Below are 24,963 nucleotides of genomic sequence, written 5' to 3' on the forward strand. Positions count from 1 at the left end.
CCCGCGCTTTTTACCTGAACACCAACTAATTACTGCGCCGCCACTTTCGCCGGTTCCGGCGCCGCGACTGGCGTCATCTTCAGCGAACGGCTGAGGAAGCCCCAGCGATCGGCCACTTCTTCGATCTGCTTGGTCGTCGGCTTGCCGGCGCCATGGCCGGCCTTGCTGTCGATGCGGATCAGCACGGGCGCCGCGCCGCCTTGCGCTGCCTGGGCAGCGGCGGCGAACTTGAAGCTGTGGGCAGGCACGACGCGGTCGTCGTGGTCGGCCGTCGTGATCATGGTGGCTGGATAGCAGCCGCCCGCCTTCAGGTTGTGCAGCGGCGAATATTTCACCAGCGCCTTGAACTGCTCGGCATCGTCCGACGAACCGTAGTCAGGCACCCAGCCCCAGCCCACGGTGAACTTGTGGAAACGCAACATGTCGAGCACGCCCACTTGCGGGATCGCCGCGGCGAACAGGTCGGGACGCTGCGTCATGGCCGCGCCCACCAGCAAGCCGCCATTGCTGCCGCCGCCGATGGCCAGCTTCGATGGCGAAGTGACCTTGTTGTCGACCAGCCATTGCGCCGCGCCAATAAAGTCGTCGAACACGTTTTGCTTGTTCAGCTTGGTGCCGGCCTGGTGCCAGGCTTCGCCGTATTCGCCGCCGCCGCGCAGGTTGGCCATCACGTAGACGCCGCCCATTTCCACCCAGGCAAGATTTGCCACGGAGAAGCTCGGTGTCAGCGAAATATTGAAGCCGCCATAGCCGTACAGATAGGTCGGGTTGGAACCGGCGAGCTTCATGCCTTTTTTCGAGACGATGAACATCGGCACCTTGGTGCCATCGCGGCTGGTGAAGAATTGCTGGCGCGTTTCAAAGGCGTTCGGGTCGAAATCGACCTTCGGCTGGCGGTACACGCTGCTCTTGCCCGATTTCATGTCGTAGCGGTAGATGGTCGCCGGCGTCGTGAAACTGGTAAACGAGTAGAACGTTTCCGTGTCGCCACGCTTGCCGGCAAAGCCGCCGGCCGAACCGATGCCCGGCAAGGCCACTTCGCGCACCAGCTTGCCATTCAGGTCGACGATCTTGATTTGCGTTTGCGCATCTTTCAAGTAGTCGAGCACCAACTGGTTGTTGATCAGGTTGACGGCGACGAGGGTTTCCGCGCTTTGCGGCACGATCTCTTTCCAGTCGGCAGGCGCAGGCTTGCGCGTGTCGATGGCGATCACGCGCGATTTCGGCGCCTTGTTATCCGTCTTGAAGAAGAACACGGGGCCGTCATTGTCGATGAACGAGTACGACGCATCGAACGCTTCCAGCAAGCCCACCACCTTGGCGTTCTTTTGGCGCAAGTCCTTGTAGAAAATGCGGTTCTTGCGTTCCGTGCCTTGCGTGGCCGTGATGATCAGGTAATTGCCGTCGTCGCTGACGGTGCTGCCGCCAAACGCCCATTCCTTCTGGTCGGGACGGTCGAAGACGAGCACGTCGTCGCTTTGCGGCGTGCCGATCTTATGGAAATACAATTTCTGGAAGTAATTGATATCGGCCAGCTTGGTCGCTTCGTTCGGCGCATCATAGCGGCTGTAGAAGAAACCGGTGTTGTCCTTGGTCCAGGAAGCGCCGGAGAACTTGGCCCACTTGATGTGGTCCGTCAAATCCTTGCCCGATTCGATGTCGCGCACCTTCCACTCGTTCCAGTCGGAACCGGAAGCGGACGTGGCATACGCCAGGTACTTGCCGTTCGGGCTGATCGAAGTGCCGGCCAGCGCCACCGTGCCATCCGTGGACAGGGTGTTCGGGTCCAGCAACAGACGCGGCTCGTCCGTCAGTTTTTTCACCGTGTACAGCACGGCCTGGTTCTGCAAGCCGTCATTGCGGCTGTAGAAGTAACGGCCGCCCTGCTTCGTTGGCGTAGAGAAACGCTCATAGTTCCACAGCTTGGTCAGGCGCTGCTTGATCGCGGCACGTTCCGGGATGGTGCCCAGGTACGATTGCGTCAGCTTGTTTTGCGCCGCAACCCATTCGCCTGTCTCGGCGCTGTTGGCATCTTCCAGCCAGCGGTACGGGTCGGCGATGGTGGTGCCGAAATAGCTGTCTTGCTGGTCGACTTTTTTGCTGACCGGATACGTCACGGGTGCGCCATCGCCGGCCGGGCACGATGGCATCGCGGCGCTTTGCGCCAGGGCATTGCCACCGAAGGCGGCCATCAAGCTGAATATGAGGGTTGCACTACGTAATTGCATGGGTTGTTGTCTCATTGTTGGATGTCGAGGAAAGCAGGCCGCCTGCATGCGCGGCGGCTGCCCATGTTGACTTTCGCCAAGAGAAATCATAGCGCGGATTGCCACTTTTAAAGCACAGTTATCCAGTGGATTTACCGTCTTTTGTTTGGGGAATTTACATGAATGACCATGATAAATCTCGCTTTCGCCGGAATCGGCAAACTGACATTCATGCAAGAAACATTATCAAAAACAAAGTCGTTTCATCAAGCCGTCATAAATCTTCTTTACTATCGGCAACATGTTCATGGCCCGTCCAGAGGCCGTGCCGCCACATCCGCCTATGCACACTCTCGCCCTCCCCACCGCCACCGCCGCGCCGCCCGGCGCGGTGCCATCGAATGTGGCTTACCTGAAGCCGCCGTCGGTATCCATGAGCATCGAAGGGACGGATGCCTTGCACGAGATCCTCGCGGGCCGCAAGCTCAGCGCGCTGTTCCAGCCCATCATCCACATGCACAGCGGCGACATCATCGGCTACGAAGGCTTGATACGTGGGCCGTCCGACAGCCCATTGCACGCGCCGATGAATCTGTTCAAGGTGGCGCGCGCGCATGACCTGACCCTGGAAGTGGAACACCTGTGCCGGCAAGTGGTGCTCGAACGCTTCGCCGAACTGCAGTTGCCGGGCAAGCTGTTTCTCAATGTCAGCCCCGAATGCCTGTTGCTGCGCAATGCCCGCCATGGCGAAACCCTGGAATACATCGAACACATCGGCATCAATCCGGACCGCGTCATCATCGAGCTGACGGAAAACCAGCCCACGTATGACTACGAGCTGATGCGCGAAGCGGTGCTGCATTACCGCAACATGGGTTTCCAGATCGCCATCGACGACCTGGGCGAGGGATTTTCCAGCCTGCGCCTGTGGTCGGAACTGCGCCCGGAATACGTGAAAATCGACATGCATTTCATCCAGGGCATCAATAATGACCCCGTGAAACTGCAGTTCGTGCGCTCGATCCAGGAAATCGCGGAGAAATCGGGTACCCTGGTAATCGCCGAAGGCATCGAGGCGCAGACGGAATTGCTCGTCTTGCGCGACCTGGGCGTGGCGTTCGGACAAGGCTATCACCTGGGCCGGCCCAACGCGGTGCCGGCGCGCGCCCTGCCGGCCGAAGTGGTGCAGGCGCTGGGACGCAACGGCGTGGCCGTGTATCCGCAGCGCAGCAGCCTGGAAAAGAACGGCGCCAGCATCCGCAAGCTGCTGCACCGCGTGGCGGCCGTTTCGCCCGAGAAAAACAATAACGAGGTGTACGATATTTTCCTGAAAGACCCGAAGCTGATGATCATTCCCGTCGTCGACGACGGCGTGCCGCTGGGCCTGATCAGCCGCTTCGAGATGATCGATCACTTCGCCCGCCCCTACCAGCGCGAACTGTATGGCAAGAAATCGTGCAGCCTGTTCATGGATGCCACGCCGCTGATCGCTGACCACGAGACGAGCTTGCAGGAACTCAGCTACACCATGGTGCAATCGAGCGCCCACCATCTGTTCAACGGTTTCATCATTACCGAACACGGCCGCTACCTGGGCATGGGCACGGGACACGACCTGATGCGCGAAATCACGCAGATGCAGATCAACGCGGCCCGCTATGCCAATCCGCTGACGCAACTGCCCGGCAACGTGCCCATCAACGAGCATATCGACCGCCTGCTGCACAGTGGCAGCCGCTTCTGGGTCTGCTATTGCGACCTCGACCACTTCAAGCCCTTCAACGACGTGTACGGCTACCGCAAGGGCGACGACGTGATCCAGCTGACGGGAGAAATCCTCAGCAGCCATTGCGACCCGAACCGCGACTTCATCGGCCACATCGGCGGCGACGATTTCATGATCCTGTTCCAGAGCGAAGACTGGGAAGCGCGCTGCCAGGCCATGCTGGACGACTTCGCGGCCGCCATCCTCGCCTATTACAGCACCAGCGATTGCGAACGGGGCGGCTACATCAGCGAAGACCGGCAAGGCAAGAAAGTGTTTTATTCCCTGATCAGCCTATCCTTGGGCGTCATCAAGGTGGAAGCGCACCAGTATTACACGCACCACCAGATTGCCACGCAGGCGGCGGAAGCGAAGAAGCAGGCCAAGAAAATCCACGGCAACAGCCTGTTCCTGGACCGGCGGCAAGGCGCGGGCGCGGCACGCATGGATGCGTAACCAGGGGCAATAGTCAAAAGCTGGACAGGGACAGGCCAGGCACGCTCAAATACGCACGAGGTCGACAAACGCATTGCTGCTGCGGGCATCGGGCACGAATGCCAGGCTGATGCGTGCCTCGTCGCGGCGCGCCTGCAAGCGGTAACTGCCTGCAGGCACGTCGACGAACAGGCCGCCATATGCCGTGTCCGGTTCCTGGCCGCCGCCGGTGACGTCTTCCCCGGCGCCGATGAAGACGCGGCCGGAGACCACGGCCAGATGCACGACCACATGCGGCTCGGCAAGTTCGGCGTGCAAGGCGATGTCATACGCGCCGTCGCCGCCGACGTTGAAAAACGCTACCTGCCCCGCGTTCACGGCCGCCAGTTCCGCACTGGGAATACTCCACCAGTCGCAGTCATCTTCCAGCTTGTGGCGCAAGAGGGCCGGATCGAACACGCACAGGGTGGCCGTGCCGGTCACGATTCTCGTCATGCCGCCAGCGGCGCCGGTCCCAGCAGCGGCTGGCTTTCCACGTACTGCGCACTGGCTTGCGCCTGCCATGGAAAATGGCCATCGCGCGACGGCCAGACGATCTGGTACACGGTAAACTCGTCACCCTGGTAATACCAGCGCGCATAGCCGACATAGTTGCGGTATTGCTCGACGGGCACGCGCACGAAGGCGCACTGATGGCCCTTCAGCAAGACGTCCGTGGTGGCTGTGAAATCCGTGATGGCGCCGCTGCGCGCGGCGTCCAGCGCCACGTCGAGTATCTGGTGGGCCACGGCCCGCGGCAAGCCCATGATGAGAAATTCAGGCTGGCCAAAGCTGTGGCAAGCGCCTATCGTGAAGGCGTAGCCGGGGCCCTCTTCATCGGCACTGATATGCACGCCATGCCAGCCATGCGTGGCGATGTCGTCGATGACTTTTTGTTCGGATGCATCCTCGCCTGCCTGCCTTACCATATTCCGCCTTTCGCTGTGCCAAAAACCACGCCGCCTTCGCGACATTCCTGCCAGCAATTATCGCACGCAGCCCGCGTCCGCGCCCACGCTTCAGTCGCGCGATGGCCGTGGCGGCCGTGGCGGGGAACGCACCTGGTGCCATTGCCGCATGCGCTGCTGCGCCTCTTGCAGCTGTGCCGGCTCCAGCCTGGCGGCAGCCGCTTCCCGCGCCCTGGCCGCCCCGCTATCGCCGCCCTCGGCCGCCAGCGCCAGCCACATATAGCCGCAAACGGGATCCTTCTCCACGCCGCGCCCGCTGTTGTACATGCCGCCCAGGTTGTACTGCGCCAGCGCATGGCCCTGGCCGGCCGCGCGCGCATACCATTGCACGGCCAGGCCATCGTCTTGCGGCACGCCGTGGCCGCTCGCATACATGACGCCCAGGTTGTTTTGCGCACTGGCATCGCCCTGCTCGGCCGCCGTGCGGTACCAGCGCACGGCGCACACCTCGTCGCGCTCCACACCCTGGCCATTGGCATACATCACGCCCAGGTTGAACTGCGCATTCGACGCGCCCTGGGCCGCCGCCCTGGCATACCAGTCCAGCGCCTGGCGCAGGTCGCGGGCGACGCCCCGCCCGCCCGCAAACATGCCGCCCAGATTGTATTGCGCCATGCAGTGACCTTGCAGGGCGGCACGCCGGTACCAGACGACGGCGCGCGCCTCGTCCTTGTCCACGCCCTGCCCCCGCGCCAGCATCAGGCCCAGGTTGAACTGGGCGTCGGCATCATCCTGCTCGGCCGCCCGCTGCAGCCAGGCGTAGGCGCGCAGCTGATCGGGCGCCACGCCTAGGCCTTCCGCATACGCCACGCCAAGTTGCCGCTGCGCCACGGCCAGGCCTTGGGCAGCGGCCTGGCGGAACCAGGCCAGCGCCTGCGTATCGCTTTGCGCCACGCCCTGGCCCCGCTTGTAGACGAGCCCCAGGTTCAGCTGCGCCTGCGCATCGCCCTGCAAGGCCGCCTTGCGGAACCACGCCAGGGCCAGCGCATCGTTCTTTTTCGCGCCCAGGCCTTGCGCATAGGCTTCGCCCAACAAGGATTGCGCGCTGGCCACGCCCTGTTCGGAGGCACGGTAAAACCACGCCAGGGCCAGTTCGTCACTCTGCAGCACGCCCCGCCCCTTGCGGTACATCTGTCCCAGGTTTTGCTGGGCCGAGGCGTCGCCCTGCGCGGCCGCGCGGCGAAACCACAGCACGGCGTCCTCGTCGCTCTGCGCCACGCCGCGGCCGTGGTAATACAGGGCGCCCAGGTGGTTTTGCGCGAACGCCAGCCCTTGCAGCGCGGCCAGCCGTAGCCAGACAAAGGCGCGCGCATCGTCCTGCGCCACGCCTTCGCCCTTCTTGTACATCAATCCCAGATTGAACTGGGCGTAGGCATTGCCCTGCTCGGCAGCCGTGCGGAACCAGATATACGCCTCGTGGCTATCTCTGGCAGTATGGTGCTTGTCCATGTGCGCCCCCATCCACATTGCGCTTGCTGGCAGCACGCGCAAAACGGCGGCCCAGGGCGGCGAAATCATGTGTTGCTTAAATTTTAAATTCGATGCTGGGGAAGGACTTGAGCAGGCTCAAACGAAATAACAAAATTATATCGTTTTGATGAGCCCGCTTAGGCAGGCATGGCGCTCAGCGGCGTGATGGGTGTTTTTGCAGGAATTGCGGCACCTTGGCGGCGGCCAGCTTGTTCAGCGACACGAGCAAGTCCGCGTCGACGTCGGCGATGCCATAGCTGCTGCGCAAATGGCGGCCGATATGGATCAGCACTTGCGCCGCCACTTCCGCATCGGACTCGGCCCTGTGGGCGGCGCTCTTGAAGGCGATGCCCAGCTGGCTGGACAGCAAACCCAGCTTGTAGCTGGCCATGCCGGGAAACACGCGGCGCGACAGTTTCAATGAACACACGAGCGACTGGTGCGCCGGTGTCAGGTTCAGCCTGGCGCTTTCCGCGCGCAGGAATTTCTCGTCGAAGCTGGCATTGTGCGCCGACAAGGCATCGCTGCCGATGAAGTCGAGCAGCCGCGGCACCACCTCGGCCACGGGCGGCGCCTTGTCCACCATCGCCTGCGTGATGCCCGTCAAGCCCGTGATGAACGAGGGGATGCGCGCATTGCAGTTGATCAGGGTCACATAACGGTCCGTGATCTGCCCGCCCTCGATGCGCAGCGCCGCCACTTCCGTGATGCGGTCGCCCATGTCGGGAGATAAACCGGTCGTCTCGAAGTCGATCATGACGATCGGTTTGTCAAACACATTCATGGGGCGCTCTTTCGTGGGTGCAACAGTGGGGGTATCGATAAAATGCGCAGGGCAAGGCGCCGCGTCGCAGACAGTACACCAGTACGGCAAGACGCGGCAACGCCGCCATGCACATTTTATCAACCAAATTTACGCACGGCGTCCAGCGCCAAACCCGCACCGATACTGCCGAACAGATCGCCTTCGACCTTGCGCGCGGCCGGCACCAGGGCTGCGATCTTTTCGCGCAGCAAGCGCACGCCGCTCGAACCGCCCGTGAAGAACACGGTGTCGACGGCTTCCGGCGCCACGCCCGCGTCGCGCAGCAGACGCAGCACGGTTTCTTCCACGGAACCGCACAGGTGGCCGATGGCCTCGTCGAACTGCGTGCGTTTGAGCAACAGACTCTGCGCGGGCGACAGGCGGTCCAGTTCCAGCTGCACTTCGGCCGCGTCGGACAGGGCAATCTTGCCTTCTTCAACTTTCATGGCCAGCCAGTGGCCGGCGCGCTCGTCGATCAGCTTTTGCAAACGGCCCATCTTGTCTTGCTCACGCGCATCGCGGCACACGTCGGCCAGCTGCACCCAGATCTTCTTCGTGTAGGCCAGGTTGATCGTGTGCCAGGTCGCCAGGTTGAAATAATAGCTGGACGGGACTTCGCTATTGTTATGCAGGCGGCTGCCGTAGCCCAGCAAGGGCATGACGGATGACAGGCTCAGGTATTTATCGAAATCCGTGCCGCCGATGTGCACGCCGCCGGTGGCGAGGATGTCGTCGCGCCGCTCGGTTTTCTTCGCCCGTTCCGGCGACAGGCGCACCAACGAAAAGTCGGACGTACCGCCGCCGATGTCGGCGATCAGCACCAGTTCTTCCTTGTCGATCTGCGACTCGTAGTCGAACGCGGCGGCAATCGGCTCGAACTGGAACGCGACGTCCTTGAAACCGACGGAGCGGGCCACTTCGGCCAGCGTGTCTTGCGCCAGCTGGTCGGCTTGCGCATTGTCGTCGATAAAGAAGACGGGACGGCCGAACACGGCGGACGAGAATTCCCGGCCGGCGGACTGCTCGGCGCGACGTTTCACTTCGCCAATGAATTGCGCCAGCAACATGCGAAATGGCAAGGCGCGGCCACCCACTTCCGTCTGGCCATCGATGAGGCTCGTGCCCAGCAAGCTTTTCAGCGAGCGCATCAAACGCCCCTCGTAACCGGCCAGATAGCCGGCCAGCGCCGCGCGGCCAAAACTGACTTCCTCGTCTTCCGCATTGAAGAAGACGACGGACGGTAAGGTCGTCTTGCCATCTTCCAGGCCGAGCATGGTGCTCTGCCCGGGACGTGCCCAGCCTACCGTGGAATTTGACGTGCCGAAATCGACGCCGCAAGCATTGGCCATGTCGACCCTTCCCTGAATAAAGGGGCGTTATGTTATCAGAAGGCAGGCTATTGCACCAGCAAAACCCTTTCGACGGGGTCAACAGCATAAACTTGCTTTGCATCAAGTAGCGGCCGCGCGCAAAAGCTACTCTTGGGAAATGAATGCCGAGCAACTCGGCCAGCTCCCGGAGACCCATCGTGCCCCTCGCCCGCCTGCGCCACCCGCGCCACCTGCCCGCTGCTTTGCTGCCTGCTACCGTGCTGGCGGCCTTCCTCGTTTCCCTGGCCGGCTGCGGCGGCGGTTCCGCCGATGCCCAGGCCGGCGCCGGCTGCTCGCTGCACAGCACGACAGGCTGCGGCGGCAGCCCGCCGCCCACCGTGCCGCCCGTGAAGCCGCCGGTCACCCCGCCCGTGACGCCCCCCGTGATTCCGCCGGTCACGCCGCCCGAGCCGGCCAGCCTGGCCAGCGCCGTCAACCTGGTGTTTTCCAGCACGGAACTGGCCTCGGCGGGATTGGCCGGCAGCGAAGTGGCCGTCACCGCCCTCGTCAAGGATGGCGCCAACCTCGCCTTGCCAAACGCAAAGATTTCCTTTGCCGCCGATTCCGGCATCCTCGGCAGCGTCGACGCCGTGACGGACAAGAACGGCCAGGCGCGCGCCCTGCTGGGGACCGGCGGCGCCAACAGCAACCGCAGCATCACCGTGACGGCGACTGTCGGCGCGCGCAGCGGCAAGGGCACGGTGGCCGTCACGGGCAGCAGCGTGGAAGTGCTGGGGCCGGCTGCCCTGATGCTGGGCCAGGGCACCGACCTCACCGTCACCGTGCGCGACTCGGCCCGCAAACCCGTTGCCGGTGCTGCCATCGCCTACAGCACGGGTGCCGGCAACGGCGTGCGCGTCAAGGATGGGGGCGCGGCGCTCAGCAATGCGCAAGGCCAGCTGGTGCTGCGCCTGACGGCTGGCAGCCTGGGCAAGGATGCCGTGTCCGTCAGCGCGCTGGGCGCCGCCGCCACGCAAGCATATGCCGTGGCCGGCAGCGACCTGCGCCTGAGTCCGGCCGTGAGCCAGGACGCCAGCGGCGCGGACGTGCTGCCGGAAGTGGCGACCCTGGCGTGCCAGCCCATCGACGCGCACTATGACAAGGCGGGCGTGCCGCAAGCGGGCAGCGCCAGCCTGTCGACCTCGCGCGGCAGCCTGTTCAGCGACAGCGCCTGCAGCCAGGCCTTGCCTGCCAGTTTGATTTTCAACAATGGCAACTTGCCGCGCAGCTATGTGCAATCGGCCAACGCGGGCGTGGCCACCCTCACGGCCGCCGTGGCGGGCGGCCCCACGGCGCAGACGCGGCTGGAATTCGTCGCGCTCCTGAGCGGCGCCAGCAAGCTGGCCGTGCAAGCGGACCCGGCAGTGTTGCGGGCGAATACGACCACTTCGGCGGCATCGGCCGACAACGTCAGCACAAGTATCAGCACCATCAGCGCCGTGGTGCGCGATGGCGCGGCCAACAACCTGGTCAAGAACGCGCCCGTGCTGTTTTCCATCTTGAGCGACCCCAGCGGCGGCTACCTGCGGCAGGCTGGCCGGGTGCTGACGGGCAGCGATGGCCTGGCGCGCGCCGTATATGTGGCGGGGCCGGCCGACAGCGGCCGCGACGGCGTGCTGATCCAGGCCCGCATCGAAGGCGCGCCACAAGCGGCGGCCACGGCCCTCGTGCGCCTGACGGTGGCGCGGCAAGCGCTGTCGATCAAGCTGGGCACGGGCAGCCTGCTGCGCGAATATTCACCCAGCGTGCTGCAGAAGGACTTTGCCGTGTTCGTGTCCGACAGCGCCGGCAATGCCGTGCCGGGCGTCGCCATCACGGCCGCCGCCTGGCCCAGCCGCTATGCCAAGGGATCTTACGTGTGGCAGGCGGACAAGCCCGAGTTCCCCGACACGGGCGTCTGGCGCCTGGCCCTGCCCCTCTACAGCTGCGCCAATGAGGATGTCTTGCGCAACGGCATCTTTGACGCCGCCTACGACCGCAACGGCAATGGCGTCCTCGACCCGGGCATTCCCCTGACCGTCAGCGCCAGCGGCCTGAGCGACGCACTGGGCATGGCCACCGTCACCGTCAGCTATCCGCGCAACTATGGTTCCTGGGTACACGTGGCGCTGACCGTGCGCGGCACAGTCAGCGGCACGGAAGCGAGCGCCACGGCGGAATGGCCATTACCCACGCTGGCCAGCGATTTCAGCGCGCGCCGCGTGGACCCGCCGGGACGCCTCAGCCCCTATGGCAGCGGGCCCTGCGACAGCGCCGATTGAGGAGCAAGCATACCACTTGCCATTCAGTCATATTTTTTGCAACATGAACAAGAAAACAGTCTTGCCATGCGGCAATCTTTTACGCTATGCTCATTCTGCCCGCCCAGGCCGCCACAAGCGGCCGGGCCTGCAGGAATACTTTGAGACAGGTTGCTTGCCAGACCAATATGCGAAAAAAGAATACTGTAGCCCGGACACCCAGCACCGCCAGCCGCGCCATACCCGGCGCCGGACGGCGCGTGACCTCGTATGACGTGGCCTTGCTGGCCGGCGTGTCGCAATCGGCCGTGTCGCGCTGCTTCAAGCCCGGCGCCAGCATCTCGCAAGCCACCCACGCCAAGGTCATGCAGGCGGCCATCAGCCTCGACTACATCCCCAACGCGGCCGCGCGCAGCCTGATCACGCGCCGCTCGAACTTGGTGGCCGTCATCATTTCCAACTTGGCCAATCTGTACTATCCGCAAGTATTGTCCGACCTGAGCCAGCACATCGCCCGCCAGGGCAAGCGCCTGTTATTGTTTACCCTGGAGCGCGAAGCGGACATCGGCAAGGTCCTCAGCGATGTGTGGCAATACCAGGTCGACGGCGCCGTCGTGGCAGCCTGCCTGTCGGACGAGCAGATGGCCGAATTCGGCCGGCGCGACGTGCCCCTGGTGCTGTTCAACCGCAGCCCGCGCGAACACGCCGTGCATGCCGTGCTGTGCGACCAGGGCGAAGCGGCGCGCCTGCTCGTCTCGCGCCTGGCCGAAGCGGGCCACCGCCAGTTCGCCATCATCGACGGCCCCGGCGATTCGGCCGTCGCGCAGGAGCGCAAGGCCGGCATGCTGGACCGGCTGCTGACCCTGGGCTTGCCCGCGCCCATCGTCGTCAGCGGCAACTACGACTACGCCAGCGGCGGACGGGGCTTGCGCAAGGTCATCGACCGCCTGGGCCGCGTGCCGGATGCCGTCATTTGCGGCAACGACATCATGGCCATCGGCTGCCTGGACACGGCGCGCCACCAGATGGGCATCCAGGTGCCGCTGCAAATGTCGGTGGCCGGCTTCGACGCGCTGGAAGCGTCCGGCTGGCTCAGCTACGACATCACCACCCTGCGCCAGCCCGTGCAAAAGATGGCCGCCGATGCCGTCGCCATGCTGGGCGAACTGATGGAACGGCGCGGCGGCAGCGCCGAGCGGAGACGGTATTGCTCGTATCTGGTGGAAGGGAGTACGGCGCGGCTGACCAGCGAACCGGCGTATATGGCGCAGCGCCTGGGAATAATGGCCGCCGCCTGAAAAACGCCCGTGGCGTTGTTGCCGGGGTTACTCTTGTCCCTCGCCGTACTCGCGTACTGTCTTCGGGGCGGCGCCTAGCCACAGGCGTTTTTCCGACGTTAACACTGATCCCCCAGAAACCTTGCATATAAAAAAACCTCGCATCGCTGCGAGGTTTTTCACTTGCAAGACCAGGGAATCAACCGAAGATCTTGCCCTTGAGCATATTCAAGCCCTGGCTGACGAGGTCGTTGCCTTCCGGCACCTGACCATCCGGGGTCAGCTTGTCGATCAGCTGGGGCAGCAAGGCGGCCAGGCCGCCCGAGGCCGCGTCCGGGGCGACGCCCGCTTTCTCAGCGATCTGGGTGATCGTGTCGCTGCCCAGCGCATCCTTGATCTGTTCGCCGGAGACGGGTGCATTGGCGCCCGTGCCGATCCAGCTGGCCACCTGGTCGCCCAGGCCGCTTTCCTGGAATTTCTGCAGCAGGCCGGGCAAGCCGCCATGCTGGTTGACCAGGTCCATCACGCTGGCCATCAATCCCGATGGGGCTTCCCCGTCAGCACTTTTATTGCCCAAAGCGCTCATCGCCTGTCCTGCAAGTTGATCTAGCAAACTCATCGTATTCTCCTGAACGCTATCGATTGGTGCCGCGTGACCGCGGTGTCCGGCATGGCGCAGACCATTCTCCGCCATGGAAATAATTATACTATGAATAATAACAGTGACATAATTACAATCTCAAGGCGAACGCACAGACGGCCTCACTGTCGAGGCGCCCACCTCCATCATATTTAGTTCAGCACAACTTGCAAGCGTAAATTGACGGTTCTCAAAAACGTGTAGAATTAATTTTCCCACTTACTGAGGAGTATCAACACATGAACATCAATAAAGCGGTAGACAAGGCTTACGAAAAAAAGACGTTCAAGGAAATCGCTGATGCACCCGTCGATGCGTTGCAAGGCGTGAGCGAGAAGGATGCGGAGCTGCTCAAGCAGGCATTCAATATCAAGACCGTGCGCGACCTGGCAAACCTGAAATACTCGAAGTGGGCGCGCGCCATCGTCACCCTGGCCGATACGGAAGAATAGACCGGGCCATGCCTCAGGCATCCCCGTCAGCACAGCCCGCCCCAACCGGCGGGTTTTTTGCTTCCGGCCAGCGGGCGGCTGGCAAGCCGATAGCCGCGCGGAGGCGCCATTGGCCACGCCGCTGACCCTGCCCGGCATTTGCTGGCCCCTGCACGCGAGCACGGGCCATCTTGCCGTCACCACGTCCCACATCACGGGCCACTTTCGAGCCGGTGCGGGACTGGACGCCATCATCGTGTGCGATCTGCTGCCCGCTGGAAAATTTCGCAATGGCGCGGCGCGCCACTGGTGCCGCACGCACCAGTGCTACTGGGGCACGCAAGCCGACCTGGCCGCCTGCCCGTCCGCGCAACCCATGCAGTGCCGCCAGCACGCCAGCCCCATGGGCTACGTGCTGTATCCGGAATTGTTCGACCCCACGCAATTCCACGCCAGCACCCTGCGCCTGGGCAATGATGGCCTGCTGCAACTGCGCGCCCGGGCCAATGACGGCGGCGCCCTGCTGGCGCGCGACGCGGCCGCGCTGGCCATCGATTGCCGCGCCCTGCCCGGCCTGTTTCCTCCCGACATCGTGCAGCTGAATATCACGCCGCCCGCCGCGCAGGCGTTCGCCGCCGCCTTGCAGGCTGGCGCACCGCTGGGCTGCAGCGACTGCGCCCGCTGCGGCCACCCGCACCTGGACCTGGGCGACTTCGCGCTGGCGCCGCACCGGCGCCACAGTTGCGGCCATTGCGGCCACGACGCCTCGCACAGCGCCACGGCCATCGTCTCGACGCCCTTGTGGCGGCTGCGCCAACGCTACCCGCACTGGTTCTGACGCAATGCTTCCGAAGGTGCGCCCGCCCACAGTCGGCCTGCCCGCCTGTGCGTAGACTGGCCCCATCGCCACCAACAGGAATAGCGCCATGCCGCACACCCCGCCACATGACGACAATAATCAAGCAGGCGAGGAAGGCGACTTGTCCGACCTGCTCAGCGAATTGCGCATCCTCTTGCCGGGCGCGCAGATGCTGACGGCCTTCCTCATCATCCTGCCCTTCAACGGCGGCTTCGCGAAGATCGTGCAGGCGGAAAAAATCGTCTTCCTGCTGACGTTTTTCCTGTCCATGACCAGCCTGGTGCTGCTCAGCGCGCCAGCCATCCAGCACCGCGTGATGCGCCCCCTGCAAGACCGCGAACGTTTCAAGCGCGTGGCCGACCGCATCATGATGTGCGGCGCCTTTTCGCTGGCGCTGGCGTTCATCCTCGGCACCAATCTGGTGATGTCGGAAGTGTTCGGCCACGTCGCAGGCATCATCGCCTGCGTGCTGATGGGCTCGCTCATCGTCTGCATGTGGTGGTGGCTGCCCCTGCACTTGAAGCACGCCAGGAAAATCTAGAACACCTAACCAAACCTACTGCGCGTCGCGATTTGCGGCCTCCGATGCTCACTGTGCTCAAGCACAGCTCCGCTTCTCAGCCACAACTCATCCCGCTCGCTACGGTTTTGTTAGGTGTTGCTAAGCGGCTGCGCCCGCCTGCTGCAGCAAGGTTTCCCGGAAGATGCCCACCAGCGGACGCAGATTGACCTTGTGCCAGGCCAGCCACAGGGGCGTGCGGTAGCTGAACCACGGCAATTCCCTCACGACGACGCCGGCCGGTGCGTGCTGGCGCAGGCTGTGCTGGATCATGGCCATGCCCAGTCCGGCCGCCACCAGGCCCAGCGCCGTCAGCGGCTCTGTTGCTTCCATGCGGATGTCGGGCGTAAAACCGGCGCGCGCGCAGGCGGCGATGAAGTTATCGTGCTTCAGCACGCTTTCCTTGTGCAGCACGGCGATCCACTCCTGGCCCGCCAGGTCGTCCGGGGTCAGCTGGGCCTTGTCCGCCAGCGGATGCGTCGCGGGCAAGGCCAGCAGCATGGGGTCGCTCAGCACTTGCGCGCAATCGAGGTCCGGGTCGTTCGGCAGCGGCGGCTCGCACAGCAGCGCGATATCGAGGCTGCGCTGGCGCAAGCCCTCGATCTGCTCGGCCGAATGCAGGTTGTACAGGGCCACGTGCACTTGCGGCCGCGTGGCGCGCAAGGCGCGCAGCCCCTCCGGCAAGACGCCCGCATGCATGGCGTTTTCGATGTAGCCTATGCACAGGCCACCCTCGTCGCCGCGCCCCAGGCGTTTCGCCAGCGCTTCCAGGCGGTTCCCGTGGGTAATGAACGCGCGCGCTTCGGCCAGGAAGGTGTGGCCGTCGCGCGTCAGGCGGATGCGCTGGGCGCTGCGCTCGAACAGGGTCAGGCCCAGCCGGTCTTCGAGCTGGGCGATTTGCCGGCTCAGCGGCGACTGGGAAATATGCAGGCGCTCGGCGGCCCGCCCCACGTGCTCTTCCTCGGCGACGGCGATGAAGTATTGCAATTGGCGTATGTCCAGCATGTCAGACCTTTCAGGACTCAAGTTGCGCCAATTATGTCTTGGACAGGCTTAACTTGTCCAGCTATTCTGTCTGCACTGACTCACTCATTGAAGGAAAACACCATGACAATCAAACACTTACTGACAGGCAAACTGGGTTTCGGCACGGCGCCGCTGGGCAATATGTTCCGCAACATTCCGGAACAGGAAGCGCTGGCGACCGTCGACGCGGCCTGGGAATCGGGCATCCGCTACTTCGACACGGCCCCGTTCTACGGCGCCGGCCTGGCCGAGCTGCGCCTGGGCGCCGCCCTGAAGCAGCGCCGCCGCGACGATTACGTGCTGAGCACCAAGGTCGGCCGGCTCATCCTCGACGAACTGGAAGACCCGGCCACCCGCGAACTGGGCGAAAAAGGGGGCTTGTTCGAATTTGGCCGCAAGAACAAGATCGTCGATGACTACTCGGCCGACGCCACGCTGCGTTCGATCGAAGGCAGTCTGAAACGCCTGGATACAGACCGCCTCGATATCGTCTGGGTGCACGACATCGCCCAGGATTTCCACGGCGACAACTGGCTGGCGCAATTCGAGATTGCCCGCACGGGCGCCTTCCGCGTGCTGACCCGCTTGCGCGAAGAAGGCGTCATCAAGGCCTGGGGCGTGGGCGTGAACAAGGTGGAACCGCTGGAACTGACCCTGGACCTGGCCGAAGCCCAGCCGGACGCCTTCCTGCTGGCCGGCCGCTACACCCTGCTCGACCATGAACGGGCGCTGCAGCGCCTGATGCCGGCCGCGGCAAAACAGAACGTCGACATCGTCGTGGGCGGCCCCTACAGCTCGGGCATCCTGGCCGGCGGCGCGCACTTCGAATACCAGAAGGCTTCGCCCGACATCATTGCCAAAGTAGAACGCATCAAGGCGATTGCCGCGCGCCACGGCGTCAGCGTCAAGGCTGCCGCCCTGCAATTTTCCTTGGCCAATCCGGCCGTGGCCGCCGTGATTCCCGGCGCCAGCCGTCCTGAACGCCTGGCCGAAGACCAGCAAGCGTTACACGCGGTCATCCCCGCCGCCTTCTGGCACGACATGCGCGCCGAGCAACTCGTGTCGCCATTCGCCCCGCTGCCAACCGGCGCCAACTAATAGATAAGGAATACATATGGCACACACCACCACCTCGATCGACATCGCCGCCACGCCGGCGCAAGTATGGCAACTGATCGGCGGCTTCAATGCCCTGCCCGACTGGCTGCCCTACATTCCCAGCAGCACCTTGAGCGCAGGGGGCCGCATCCGCCACCTGGCCAACCCGGCCGGCGACGTCATCGTCGAACAACTGGAAGCGTACGACAACACGGCGCGCAGCTACAGCTATTCCATCCTGCAGGCGCCGTTTCCCGCCACCGATTACCTGTCGACCCTGAAAGTGGACCCACTTGCCGGCAGCGATGGCGCGCGGGTCACCTGGTCGGGCCGCTTCACGCCCGTGGGCGTGAGCGAGCAGGAAGTGACGGACCTGTTCCACGGCATCTACGTGGCGGGACTGGAAGCGCTGCAGCAATCGTTAGCGAAGTAATACGCAAAGAAGACCATTTCCGCCACAGCCAGGCTTTCTTCGCTCTCCCTGTGGCGGAATCGCGCTGATTCCGTGTTATCGTTAACAACAAGAGCAAACGCTGTTGTGTGCAGTGCAGCAGATTTTAGCCGGCGCCCTGCAGAGCTTGCCCGAATCTCTTACAATGTTGTCTTTGGGCAGCTCTTCTAGCCCGAAAATACCGGCCATCCGTCGACTCTGGTGGCGCATTGCCACCTCCGGCTGGGCCACTGCGCGCCCCTCCGCCCTGTCATTCTTTACCCAACTAACAAGAACATGCACGCCTCCGTAGATCCCCTGATTCCGCGCGTCACCGCGCCTTTTGGCGCTGGATACGCCGACCTGGCCCTGGCCATCGGCGGCCTCGCCATCGGCACGGGCGAGTTCGCCTCCATGAGCATCCTGCCCGTGGTGGCCGACGACCTGGGCACGACCTTGCCGCAGATGAGCCACATGATCAGCGCCTACGCGCTGGGCGTGGTCATCGGCGCGCCCCTGATCACCATCTTCCTGGCGCGCATGCCGCGCCGATTGATGCTGATCTGTCTGATGCTGATGTTCGCTGGCGGCAACTTGCTCAGCGCCATCGCCCCAAATTATGGCTTGCTGGTGGTGGCCCGCTTCGTGGCCGGCATCCCGCACGGCGCCTACTTTGGCGTGGCGGCGCTGGTGGCGGCCGCGCTGGCCGAACCGGATCGGCGCGGCCAGGCCGTCGCGCGCGTCCTGATGGGCTTGACCGTGGCGAATATCTTCGGCGTGCCGCTGGCAACCTACATCGGCCAGACCCTGGGCTGGCGCTCGGCCTTCCTGCTGGTCGCCGCGCTGGGCCTGCTGACCATGCTGATGGTGCGTATCTTCGTGCCCATGGTGGCCGCCGGCGATTCCAGCCCGCGCCGCGAACTGGGCGTGTTCCGCCGCCTGCAAGTGTGGCTGACCCTGCTGATGGTGGCGATCGGCTTCGGCGGCATGTTCGCCGTCTACACGTTTATTACGCCAACCCTGCTGGAAGTGACGAAAGTGTCGCCGCTGGTCATTTCCATCTTGCTGGCCATTATCGGTATCGGCATGACGGTGGGTAATCTGATCGGCGGCTGGCTGGCCGACCGCTCGCGCCTGTGGACCATCTTTGGCGTGCTGCTGTGGAACGTGGCCGCGCTGGCCGCCTTTACTTATACCAGCAGCAATGTCTGGTTGACGGCGATCAACCTGTTCGCCATCGGCGCTGGCATCGCCGTCGCCCCGGCCGTGCAGACGCGCTTGATGGACGTGGCCGGCGACGCGCAAACCGTGGCCGCCGCCCTCAACCATTCAGCCTTCAACATCGCCAACGCGCTGGGCGCCTGGGCCGGCGGCATCGCCATCGCCATGGGCATGGGTTTGCGCTCGACGGGCTGGGTGGGCGCCATGCTGGCCTGCGGCGGCATCGTCGTGCTCGGTATTTCCGTGCTGGTGGAAAACCGCAGCCGGAATGTGAGCGGCGCGCAGCCGGCTTGATGATGACGAGAGCGGCAGCCTGCCCAGACAGCCGCTCTGTTGGCAGTGCTCAATCTTCGATGGCAAACGCCACCGCCGCCTCGCAATGAATGGCCGTGGTATTAAATAGCGGCAAGTCCACATCGCCCTGCTGGATCAGCAGCGGTATCTCCGTACATCCCAAAATCACGCCCTGCACGCCTTGCCGCCGCAGTTTCTCGATGATGGCGAGAAAAATCTTCCGGCTGGCGTCGGTAAAGATATTCTGCACCAGTTCCGTATAGATCAGGTCGTGGAGGATCTCCTGGTCGGCCGCCTCGGGCGTCACCGTGGCAATGTCCAGCTGCGCCAGCGCCTGGTGGTAAAAACTCCCTGCCATCGTCTGCTTGACGCCCAACAAACCCACCTTGCGTATGCCCGACTGCTGCACCCGCTTTGCCGTTTCCTCGACGATACTGATAAAAGGCAAGCCGATCCGCGGCACGACGGCCGGCGCGAAGCGGTGTGCGCCATTCGCGCACAGCAGGAAGAAGTCCGCGCCCATGCCTTGCAGGCGCTGCCCTTCCCCGACGAGGAATTGCTCAATGGCATGGGAATCGGGCTGCGATGCGTGCGCGACGAAATCGGCCTGGTCCATGCTGACCAGCAGGATGCGCGCGCTGTGCGCGGGTCCGATGCGCGCCACGAGCATTTCATTGATGAGCCGGTAGTATTCCAGGGTCGAAGCCCAGCCGATGCCGCCAAGTAAACCTATAGTCTTGTTTTGCACATTATTCCCAGCGAAAAGAATTGCGCAAATTATACGGTGAGATATATCAATTTATCTCAGCGATGCAAGCGGACAGGACTGTCAGAAGTGAAGCATGTCAACGATGGTGCGACAGACCACTTAACGGTCCGTACAACTCGCGCCAAAGCCCTTACGCCATTGCCTGTAGCCCGTTCCCGCGTTAGCGGCCTCCGCCAGCAAACGCTGTATCGCATGGAAGCCAAACAGGCTGGCGCAGGCGCACAGCGCGGCGTCATCCACTTCATCCTCGTATGCATTAAGAAATAGTTCTGCCAGTAAGCCTTGCAGCGATGCATAGCTGCGCCACACCTCGTCAATATTTTCCAGGCTGCAGCGCTCGAAACATCCATTGGCAGGATTGAAGTAATCGAGCACCATGCCGCATTCCCACAAGGCCACGATCCCGCTCCCTGCCATGGGCGAGGAACGCCATGCACGCGCCGCCTGGCAACGGTAATCCAATGGCGATGCAACGCTATCACCATCCAGATGAGCCAGCAAAGCTTCGCTGAGTCCCAGCGCGCGCAGCACATTATTGTCAGTCATCTGCACCTACTTGATATCATGGGTATTGGAGGTCTGTCGGCGGCATTCGCGCTCGAACGCGGCCAGGCTATCCGCCTGCGCCCACAGGCTGGCAATATATCGGAATTCATCCTCGAACGGCAGCTCGAAATCGGCTACGTCCATCGCATACTCGCAATTGCGGCTCAGCATCACCAGCCAGTCGGGATAATCGAGCGCCGGGTACAGGCGGGTAAAGATGGCATCGAGCGACGCCGCGCTTTCCCGGCCCGCCAGGTAGGCGGCGCGCAGTTCGACGATGTATTTGCCGGCCAGGAATTGTTCACTGAGCCGCTGCGTTCCCCGGTAGCGCTCGATGATCACCTCGGCCAGCGGCAGCACCTCGTCGCGGCCCCGGGCGCTGGCCAGCAGCACGACTTCCAGGTCGTCGCCTTCCTGGTCGAGGCGCAAACGCTCCACGGCCCAGTCCACGCAGCGGTCGGCATGACCAAATCCCATGCGCAGCTGGAAAACGGCGATTTCAAGTGCTGTCAGTTGTTCAATTACCTTCAATTCACGCATACTACTCTGCACCCGCCTGCAGCATCTTCTGTAACACCGCATCGAGCTCATAAAAATCCACGGGCTTGGTCAGATGCAAATCAAAGCCTGCGTCGGACGCCATCTGACGGTCCTTGTCCTGGCCCCAGCCCGTGACGGCCACGAGGATGGCGTCCTTGCCGCAGAGCTGGCTGCGCAACAGCCGCGCCACGTCGTAGCCATTCATATGCGGCAAGCCGATGTCGAGCAAGATCACTTGCGGCATGAAAACTTGCGCCGCCGCCATGCCCGCCGCGCCGTCGTAGGCCGTGCGCACGTCATAGCCGAGGATGTCGAGCGCCAGCGCCAGGCTTTCGGCCGCGTCGGCGCTGTCATCGATCACCAGCACCTTGCCTTCGCGCGTGCCGGCCAGCAAGCGGCGGTTGGGTTCGGGCGGCGCCTGCAAGGGCACGGCGGGCAGCGGCAGGCGCAAGGCGAAGGTGCTGCCCTGCCCCACGCCATCGCTGTGCGCGCTGATGCTGCCGCCATGCAACTCGGCCAGGCCGCGCACGAGCGACAGGCCGATGCCCAGGCCGCCCTGGGCGCGCGACAGGGCCGGTTCCAGCTGCGAAAACAGATCGAATACCGTGTCCAGGTGCTCGGGCGCAATGCCGATGCCCGAATCGCGCACGCTGATGTGCACGTCGTTGTCCGTACATGCCACTTCCAGTCCGATGACGCCGTTGGCGGGCGTGTACTTGATGGCGTTCGTCAGCAGGTTGGCGATCATCTGCCCCAGGCGCGTGGCGTCGGCGTCGAGCCAGATGGCTTGCGGCCATTGCTCCACGAGCACCTTGTGGCCGGATTGCACCGCCAGCTCCGCCACGCTATGCAGGGCGGCCTCCACCACGGGCGCCAGTTCCACACTGGCGCGGCGCAGTTCCAAACGCCCCTGCGTGATGCGCGACACTTCCATCAAATCGTCGACCAGGTGCGTCATGTGCCCCACTTGCCGGCCCAGCACGTCGCGGGCCCAGCGCAGCTGCGGGTCGTCCAGTTGCGCCAGGCGCAGCACTTCCAGCACATTGCGCATGGGCGCCAGAGGATTGCGCAGCTCGTGCGCCAAGGTCGCCAGGAACTCGTCCTTGCGCCGGTCGGCGGCCGCCAGCTGCTCGTTGAGCTCGCCAGCCTCCTTGCGCGCCAGCTGCAACTGCTGTTCATACTTGCGCCGGTCGCTGGCGACAAAGACGGCGATCTCGTCATAACGCACGCCATCATGTTCGCGGCGCACGGCGTTGAACAGCATGGGGATGGACTGCCCCTGCCGCTGGCGCATGTCGAGCAGGATTTCCGACACGCTGCCCTGCACCTGCATCAGCGGCAGCCAGTGCGTCTGGTGGAATACGCGCCCGCCGATGGTCAGCAAGTCCTGCAGTTTCTTTTTCCCGAGCAACTCCCCGGCGCCATAACCGAGCCAGCCGCAAAAGGTGGCGTTCGCCTGCACGATGGTGCCGTCGGCCGTGCACAGCAGCAAGCCGCAAGCTGCGTGCTGGAACAGGGTAGCGGCGTCAGGCAAGGAAGGCATCGTGTCGCGCATTACAGGTGTTGGCCGTCGAGAAAGTGGCGGATGGCGCGGTAGCTGGCATCGGGCACGCTCATGTGCGGACAATGGCCCACGTTTTCGAGCACGTGCAGGGTGCTGTGCGGCAACATTTCACGCAAGTACACACCCACGCAAGGTGGCGCGATGAAGTCGTCGCTGCATTGCACGATCAGGGCCGGCGTGCTGTTCTGCGGCAAGACGGCGCGGTGGTCGGACAAGAACGTGGCTTGCGCGAAATGCTGGGCGATGACGGGGTCGGTGCGGCAAAAACTGTTCGCCAGGTCTTGCCCCAGCGCCGGCTGCCCTGGCGCGCCCATGATGGCAGGCGCCATGCCGGCGGACCAGCCCAGGTAATTGCTGTCCATGGCATCGAGCAAGTCGTCGATATCGGCACGGCTGAAGCCGCCCCGATAGCCGGCCGCCGCATCGTCGACATAGCACGGCGACGGCGCCAGCATGACTTGCGCGGCGAACAGCTCCGGCTCGGCGATGCTGGCCAGCAAAGCGCTCATGGCGCTGACGGAATGGCCGATGCAAATCACGGGGCCGCCGCCGACGGCATGGATGACCTGGCGCAAATCGGCGCCATGCGCGTCGAGCCGCGCGTAGCTATCGAAATCATAGGCACTGAGGTCGGAAGCGCCGCTGCCGACCAGGTCGAACAGCACGGTGCGGTAGCGCGCACGAAACAGCGGCTCCAGGTAACGCCACATGGTCTGGTCGCAGCCAAAGCCATGCATGAACACCATGGTGGCAGCGGCGCCCGCCTGCGGCGCACCGTTGCATTCGCGAATGCGGACATTGTTCCGGTCTTCTATGCGCATGCCGCCTCAGCCTTGAATATTTCCATGTGGAATGTAAATTAACTTCTTGCTAGCATCTTAGCATGCGCCATTTGACCCTGGGCAACACCATTGGCGCTGGACAAACGCCACGCTACGGCGGATAATGAGAACGATTCCCATTATCAAAATAGCAGGCGTGTGCCTGGCTTTTCCCTGTGCGCCCCCGTGGCGCCTGCTGGCGGCAACAAGCCGGTTTTATGTTGAAGGTTTGTACCGCATGCGCGCTTTCTGGACTGTCATACACCGCTGGGCTGGCCTGACCATCGCCCTCTTCCTCATCGTCGCGGGCCTCACGGGCGCCGTCACGTCGTGGGACCACGAACTGGACGAATGGCTCAACGCCGACATCATGGACACGCCGGGCCGCGGTCCCCTGCAGCCGCCGTTTGTGCTGGCGCAAAAAGTTGCCGCCGCCGACCCGCGCGTGGAAGTCAATTACATGACCCTGGGCCTGGAAGAAGGCCATGCGGCCGCCTTCATGGTGCGCCCGTTGACGGACCCGGCCACGAACAAGCCGTTCGTGCTCGACTACAACACCGTCTACATCGACCCCGTCACGGCGCAGATCACGGGCACGCGCGATTCGACGGCCATTTCCCTGTCGCGCCGCAGCCTGATGCCGTTCTTGCGCCACCTGCACTACAGCCTGCACGTGCCCGCCTTCTGGGGCACGGACCGCTGGGGTTACTGGCTGATGGGGACGGTAGCCCTGGTGTGGCTGCTCGACTGCATGGTGGCGTTTTACTTGACCACGCCGCGCCGCTTGCGCCCGCGCACGCAGGACGAGGCACCGCGCCACCGCGATGCCGCCAGCTGGTGGCAGCGGTGGAAACCGTCGTGGGTGCTGCGCTGGGCGGCCGGCGGCTACAAGCTCAATTTCGATCTGCACCGCGCGGGCGGACTGTGGGTGTGGCCCGTCATCATCGTCGTCGCGTTTACCTCGTTTTCGCTGAACCTGTACCGCGAAGTGTTTTATCCCGTCATGTCGCTCGTGTCCACCACCACGCCGGGACCGTACGAAACGCAGACGCCGGCGCCCTACGGCACGTATATCACGCCCGCGATCGGCTTCGAGCAGGCGGTGGAGATTGCCAAAAAGCAAGCCGCGCAGCGCGGCATCACGGCGCCCATCGGCGGCATTTATTATGGCGGCAATTATTCGTTCTACAACGTCTCCTTCTTCGACCCGGCCGACGAATTCGGCGCGGCCGGCATGGGCCTGTCGAACCTGTACGTCGACGGCATGGACGGCAGCATCATCGGCCAGCACAAGCCGTGGGAAGGCACGGCCGCCGACGTCTTCGTGCAACTGCAATTCCCGCTGCACTCGGGCCGCATCCTCGGCTTGCCGGGGCGCATACTGATGTCCTGCATGGGCCTGATGGTGGCCATGCTGTCCGTGACGGGCATCGTCATCTGGGAAAGAAAACGGCGCGCGCGCCGGCTGCAGGCGAAAAAGCCAGCGAACATCACCTGAAGCAGCAACTCCATCACGGCGCAGGCGGACCAATGCAGTCTGCGCCGCACACCTTGCCAGCGGCCTGATCACGCGCAACGCGCAACGCCAG

23 protein-coding genes are annotated in these 24,963 nt (G+C 63.6%); 10 read left to right on the forward strand and 13 right to left on the reverse strand.

The window, feature by feature from the left end:
- Positions 1 to 29: 29 nt before the first annotated feature.
- A complete protein-coding gene (locus tag OX459_RS11825) occupies positions 30 to 2,228 on the reverse strand; it encodes a prolyl oligopeptidase family serine peptidase (protein WP_289905158.1) in 2,199 nt (732 codons plus the stop codon).
- A 412-nt stretch (positions 2,229 to 2,640) separates the two neighbouring features.
- Between OX459_RS11825 and OX459_RS11830 the strand changes: the two genes are divergently transcribed.
- Entirely contained in the window at positions 2,641 to 4,428 is a 1,788-nt protein-coding gene (locus OX459_RS11830; RefSeq protein ID WP_289905588.1) for a GGDEF domain-containing protein, read from the forward strand.
- A 45-nt stretch (positions 4,429 to 4,473) separates the two neighbouring features.
- Here OX459_RS11830 and OX459_RS11835 read toward each other — a convergent pair whose 3' ends face one another.
- The 5 genes from OX459_RS11835 to OX459_RS11855 form a co-directional block, all read right to left on the reverse strand.
- Positions 4,474 to 4,902 (reverse strand): DUF6386 family protein, encoded by a 429-nt coding sequence (locus OX459_RS11835; RefSeq protein ID WP_289905159.1) that lies wholly within the window; start codon positions 4,900 to 4,902, stop codon positions 4,474 to 4,476.
- Positions 4,899 to 5,375: a DUF4262 domain-containing protein gene (locus OX459_RS11840; RefSeq protein WP_251348931.1), complete on the reverse strand. Its 477-nt coding sequence runs from the start codon at positions 5,373 to 5,375 to the stop codon at positions 4,899 to 4,901. Before OX459_RS11840 ends, OX459_RS11835 begins: the two co-directional genes overlap by 4 nt.
- 90 nt (positions 5,376 to 5,465) lie before the next feature.
- Entirely contained in the window at positions 5,466 to 6,863 is a 1,398-nt protein-coding gene (locus OX459_RS11845) for an SEL1-like repeat protein (protein WP_289905160.1), read from the reverse strand.
- A gap of 175 nt (positions 6,864 to 7,038) precedes the next feature.
- Complete coding sequence (locus OX459_RS11850; protein ID WP_289905161.1) at positions 7,039 to 7,668, reverse strand: 3'-5' exonuclease; 630 nt, start codon at positions 7,666 to 7,668, stop codon at positions 7,039 to 7,041.
- Between the two features lie 119 nt (positions 7,669 to 7,787).
- Complete coding sequence (locus tag OX459_RS11855) at positions 7,788 to 9,038, reverse strand: Hsp70 family protein (RefSeq protein ID WP_034781446.1); 1,251 nt, start codon at positions 9,036 to 9,038, stop codon at positions 7,788 to 7,790.
- Between the two features lie 179 nt (positions 9,039 to 9,217).
- Here OX459_RS11855 and OX459_RS11860 point away from each other — a divergent pair, with 179 nt between their 5' ends.
- Together OX459_RS11860 and OX459_RS11865 are read left to right on the forward strand one after the other, a co-directional pair.
- The gene (locus tag OX459_RS11860; RefSeq protein ID WP_289905162.1) at positions 9,218 to 11,320 is read left to right on the forward strand and encodes an Ig-like domain-containing protein; all 2,103 of its coding nucleotides are present in this window, start codon (positions 9,218 to 9,220) and stop codon (positions 11,318 to 11,320) included.
- Positions 11,321 to 11,559: 239 nt separating this feature from the next.
- Entirely contained in the window at positions 11,560 to 12,597 is a 1,038-nt protein-coding gene (locus tag OX459_RS11865; protein WP_251348933.1) for a LacI family DNA-binding transcriptional regulator, read from the forward strand.
- Between the two features lie 178 nt (positions 12,598 to 12,775).
- Here the strand turns inward: OX459_RS11865 and OX459_RS11870 are convergent, their stop codons facing one another.
- The gene (locus OX459_RS11870) at positions 12,776 to 13,195 is read right to left on the reverse strand and encodes a YidB family protein (RefSeq protein WP_034751100.1); all 420 of its coding nucleotides are present in this window, start codon (positions 13,193 to 13,195) and stop codon (positions 12,776 to 12,778) included.
- A 260-nt stretch (positions 13,196 to 13,455) separates the two neighbouring features.
- Between OX459_RS11870 and OX459_RS11875 the strand changes: the two genes are divergently transcribed.
- From OX459_RS11875 to OX459_RS11885, 3 genes are all read left to right on the forward strand, one after another.
- Entirely contained in the window at positions 13,456 to 13,668 is a 213-nt protein-coding gene (locus OX459_RS11875; protein ID WP_034751103.1) for a hypothetical protein, read from the forward strand.
- Positions 13,669 to 13,777: 109 nt separating this feature from the next.
- A complete protein-coding gene (locus OX459_RS11880) occupies positions 13,778 to 14,485 on the forward strand; it encodes a hypothetical protein (RefSeq protein WP_289905163.1) in 708 nt (235 codons plus the stop codon).
- An 88-nt stretch (positions 14,486 to 14,573) separates the two neighbouring features.
- A complete protein-coding gene (locus OX459_RS11885; protein WP_289905164.1) occupies positions 14,574 to 15,047 on the forward strand; it encodes a DUF6328 family protein in 474 nt (157 codons plus the stop codon).
- A gap of 120 nt (positions 15,048 to 15,167) precedes the next feature.
- Here OX459_RS11885 and OX459_RS11890 read toward each other — a convergent pair whose 3' ends face one another.
- Complete coding sequence (locus tag OX459_RS11890) at positions 15,168 to 16,070, reverse strand: LysR family transcriptional regulator (RefSeq protein ID WP_289905165.1); 903 nt, start codon at positions 16,068 to 16,070, stop codon at positions 15,168 to 15,170.
- Between the two features lie 102 nt (positions 16,071 to 16,172).
- On the opposite strand from OX459_RS11890, the gene OX459_RS11895 reads away from it, so the two are divergent.
- The 3 genes from OX459_RS11895 (at position 16,173) to OX459_RS11905 (ending at position 19,134) form a co-directional block, all read left to right on the forward strand.
- Positions 16,173 to 17,189: an aldo/keto reductase gene (locus OX459_RS11895; protein ID WP_289905166.1), complete on the forward strand. Its 1,017-nt coding sequence runs from the start codon at positions 16,173 to 16,175 to the stop codon at positions 17,187 to 17,189.
- Between the two features lie 16 nt (positions 17,190 to 17,205).
- Positions 17,206 to 17,622 (forward strand): SRPBCC family protein, encoded by a 417-nt coding sequence (locus OX459_RS11900; RefSeq protein ID WP_289905167.1) that lies wholly within the window; start codon positions 17,206 to 17,208, stop codon positions 17,620 to 17,622.
- A 294-nt stretch (positions 17,623 to 17,916) separates the two neighbouring features.
- Positions 17,917 to 19,134 carry an MFS transporter gene (locus tag OX459_RS11905; RefSeq protein ID WP_083299622.1) on the forward strand — a complete coding sequence of 406 codons (1,218 nt, stop codon included), beginning with the start codon at positions 17,917 to 17,919 and terminating at the stop codon, positions 19,132 to 19,134.
- Between the two features lie 49 nt (positions 19,135 to 19,183).
- Here the strand turns inward: OX459_RS11905 and OX459_RS11910 are convergent, their stop codons facing one another.
- The 5 genes from OX459_RS11910 to OX459_RS11930 form a co-directional block, all read right to left on the reverse strand.
- Positions 19,184 to 19,882, reverse strand: a complete 699-nt coding sequence (locus tag OX459_RS11910) for an amino acid racemase (RefSeq protein WP_289905168.1) — start codon at positions 19,880 to 19,882, stop codon at positions 19,184 to 19,186.
- A 120-nt stretch (positions 19,883 to 20,002) separates the two neighbouring features.
- Positions 20,003 to 20,449, reverse strand: coding sequence for a hypothetical protein (locus tag OX459_RS11915; protein ID WP_289905169.1), 447 nt, complete (start codon positions 20,447 to 20,449; stop codon positions 20,003 to 20,005).
- 6 nt (positions 20,450 to 20,455) lie between these two features.
- Complete coding sequence (locus tag OX459_RS11920; protein ID WP_289905170.1) at positions 20,456 to 20,989, reverse strand: hypothetical protein; 534 nt, start codon at positions 20,987 to 20,989, stop codon at positions 20,456 to 20,458.
- Position 20,990: 1 nt separating this feature from the next.
- Positions 20,991 to 22,532: an ATP-binding protein gene (locus OX459_RS11925; protein ID WP_289905171.1), complete on the reverse strand. Its 1,542-nt coding sequence runs from the start codon at positions 22,530 to 22,532 to the stop codon at positions 20,991 to 20,993.
- Positions 22,533 to 22,543: 11 nt separating this feature from the next.
- Complete coding sequence (locus OX459_RS11930) at positions 22,544 to 23,374, reverse strand: alpha/beta hydrolase (RefSeq protein WP_289905172.1); 831 nt, start codon at positions 23,372 to 23,374, stop codon at positions 22,544 to 22,546.
- Between the two features lie 238 nt (positions 23,375 to 23,612).
- Here OX459_RS11930 and OX459_RS11935 point away from each other — a divergent pair, with 238 nt between their 5' ends.
- Complete coding sequence (locus tag OX459_RS11935) at positions 23,613 to 24,872, forward strand: PepSY-associated TM helix domain-containing protein (protein WP_289905173.1); 1,260 nt, start codon at positions 23,613 to 23,615, stop codon at positions 24,870 to 24,872.
- Positions 24,873 to 24,963 lie beyond the last annotated feature (91 nt).

Source organism: Janthinobacterium sp. SUN026 (genome assembly GCF_030397625.1).
Classification (GTDB): Bacteria; Pseudomonadota; Gammaproteobacteria; order Burkholderiales; family Burkholderiaceae_D; genus Janthinobacterium; species Janthinobacterium kumbetense.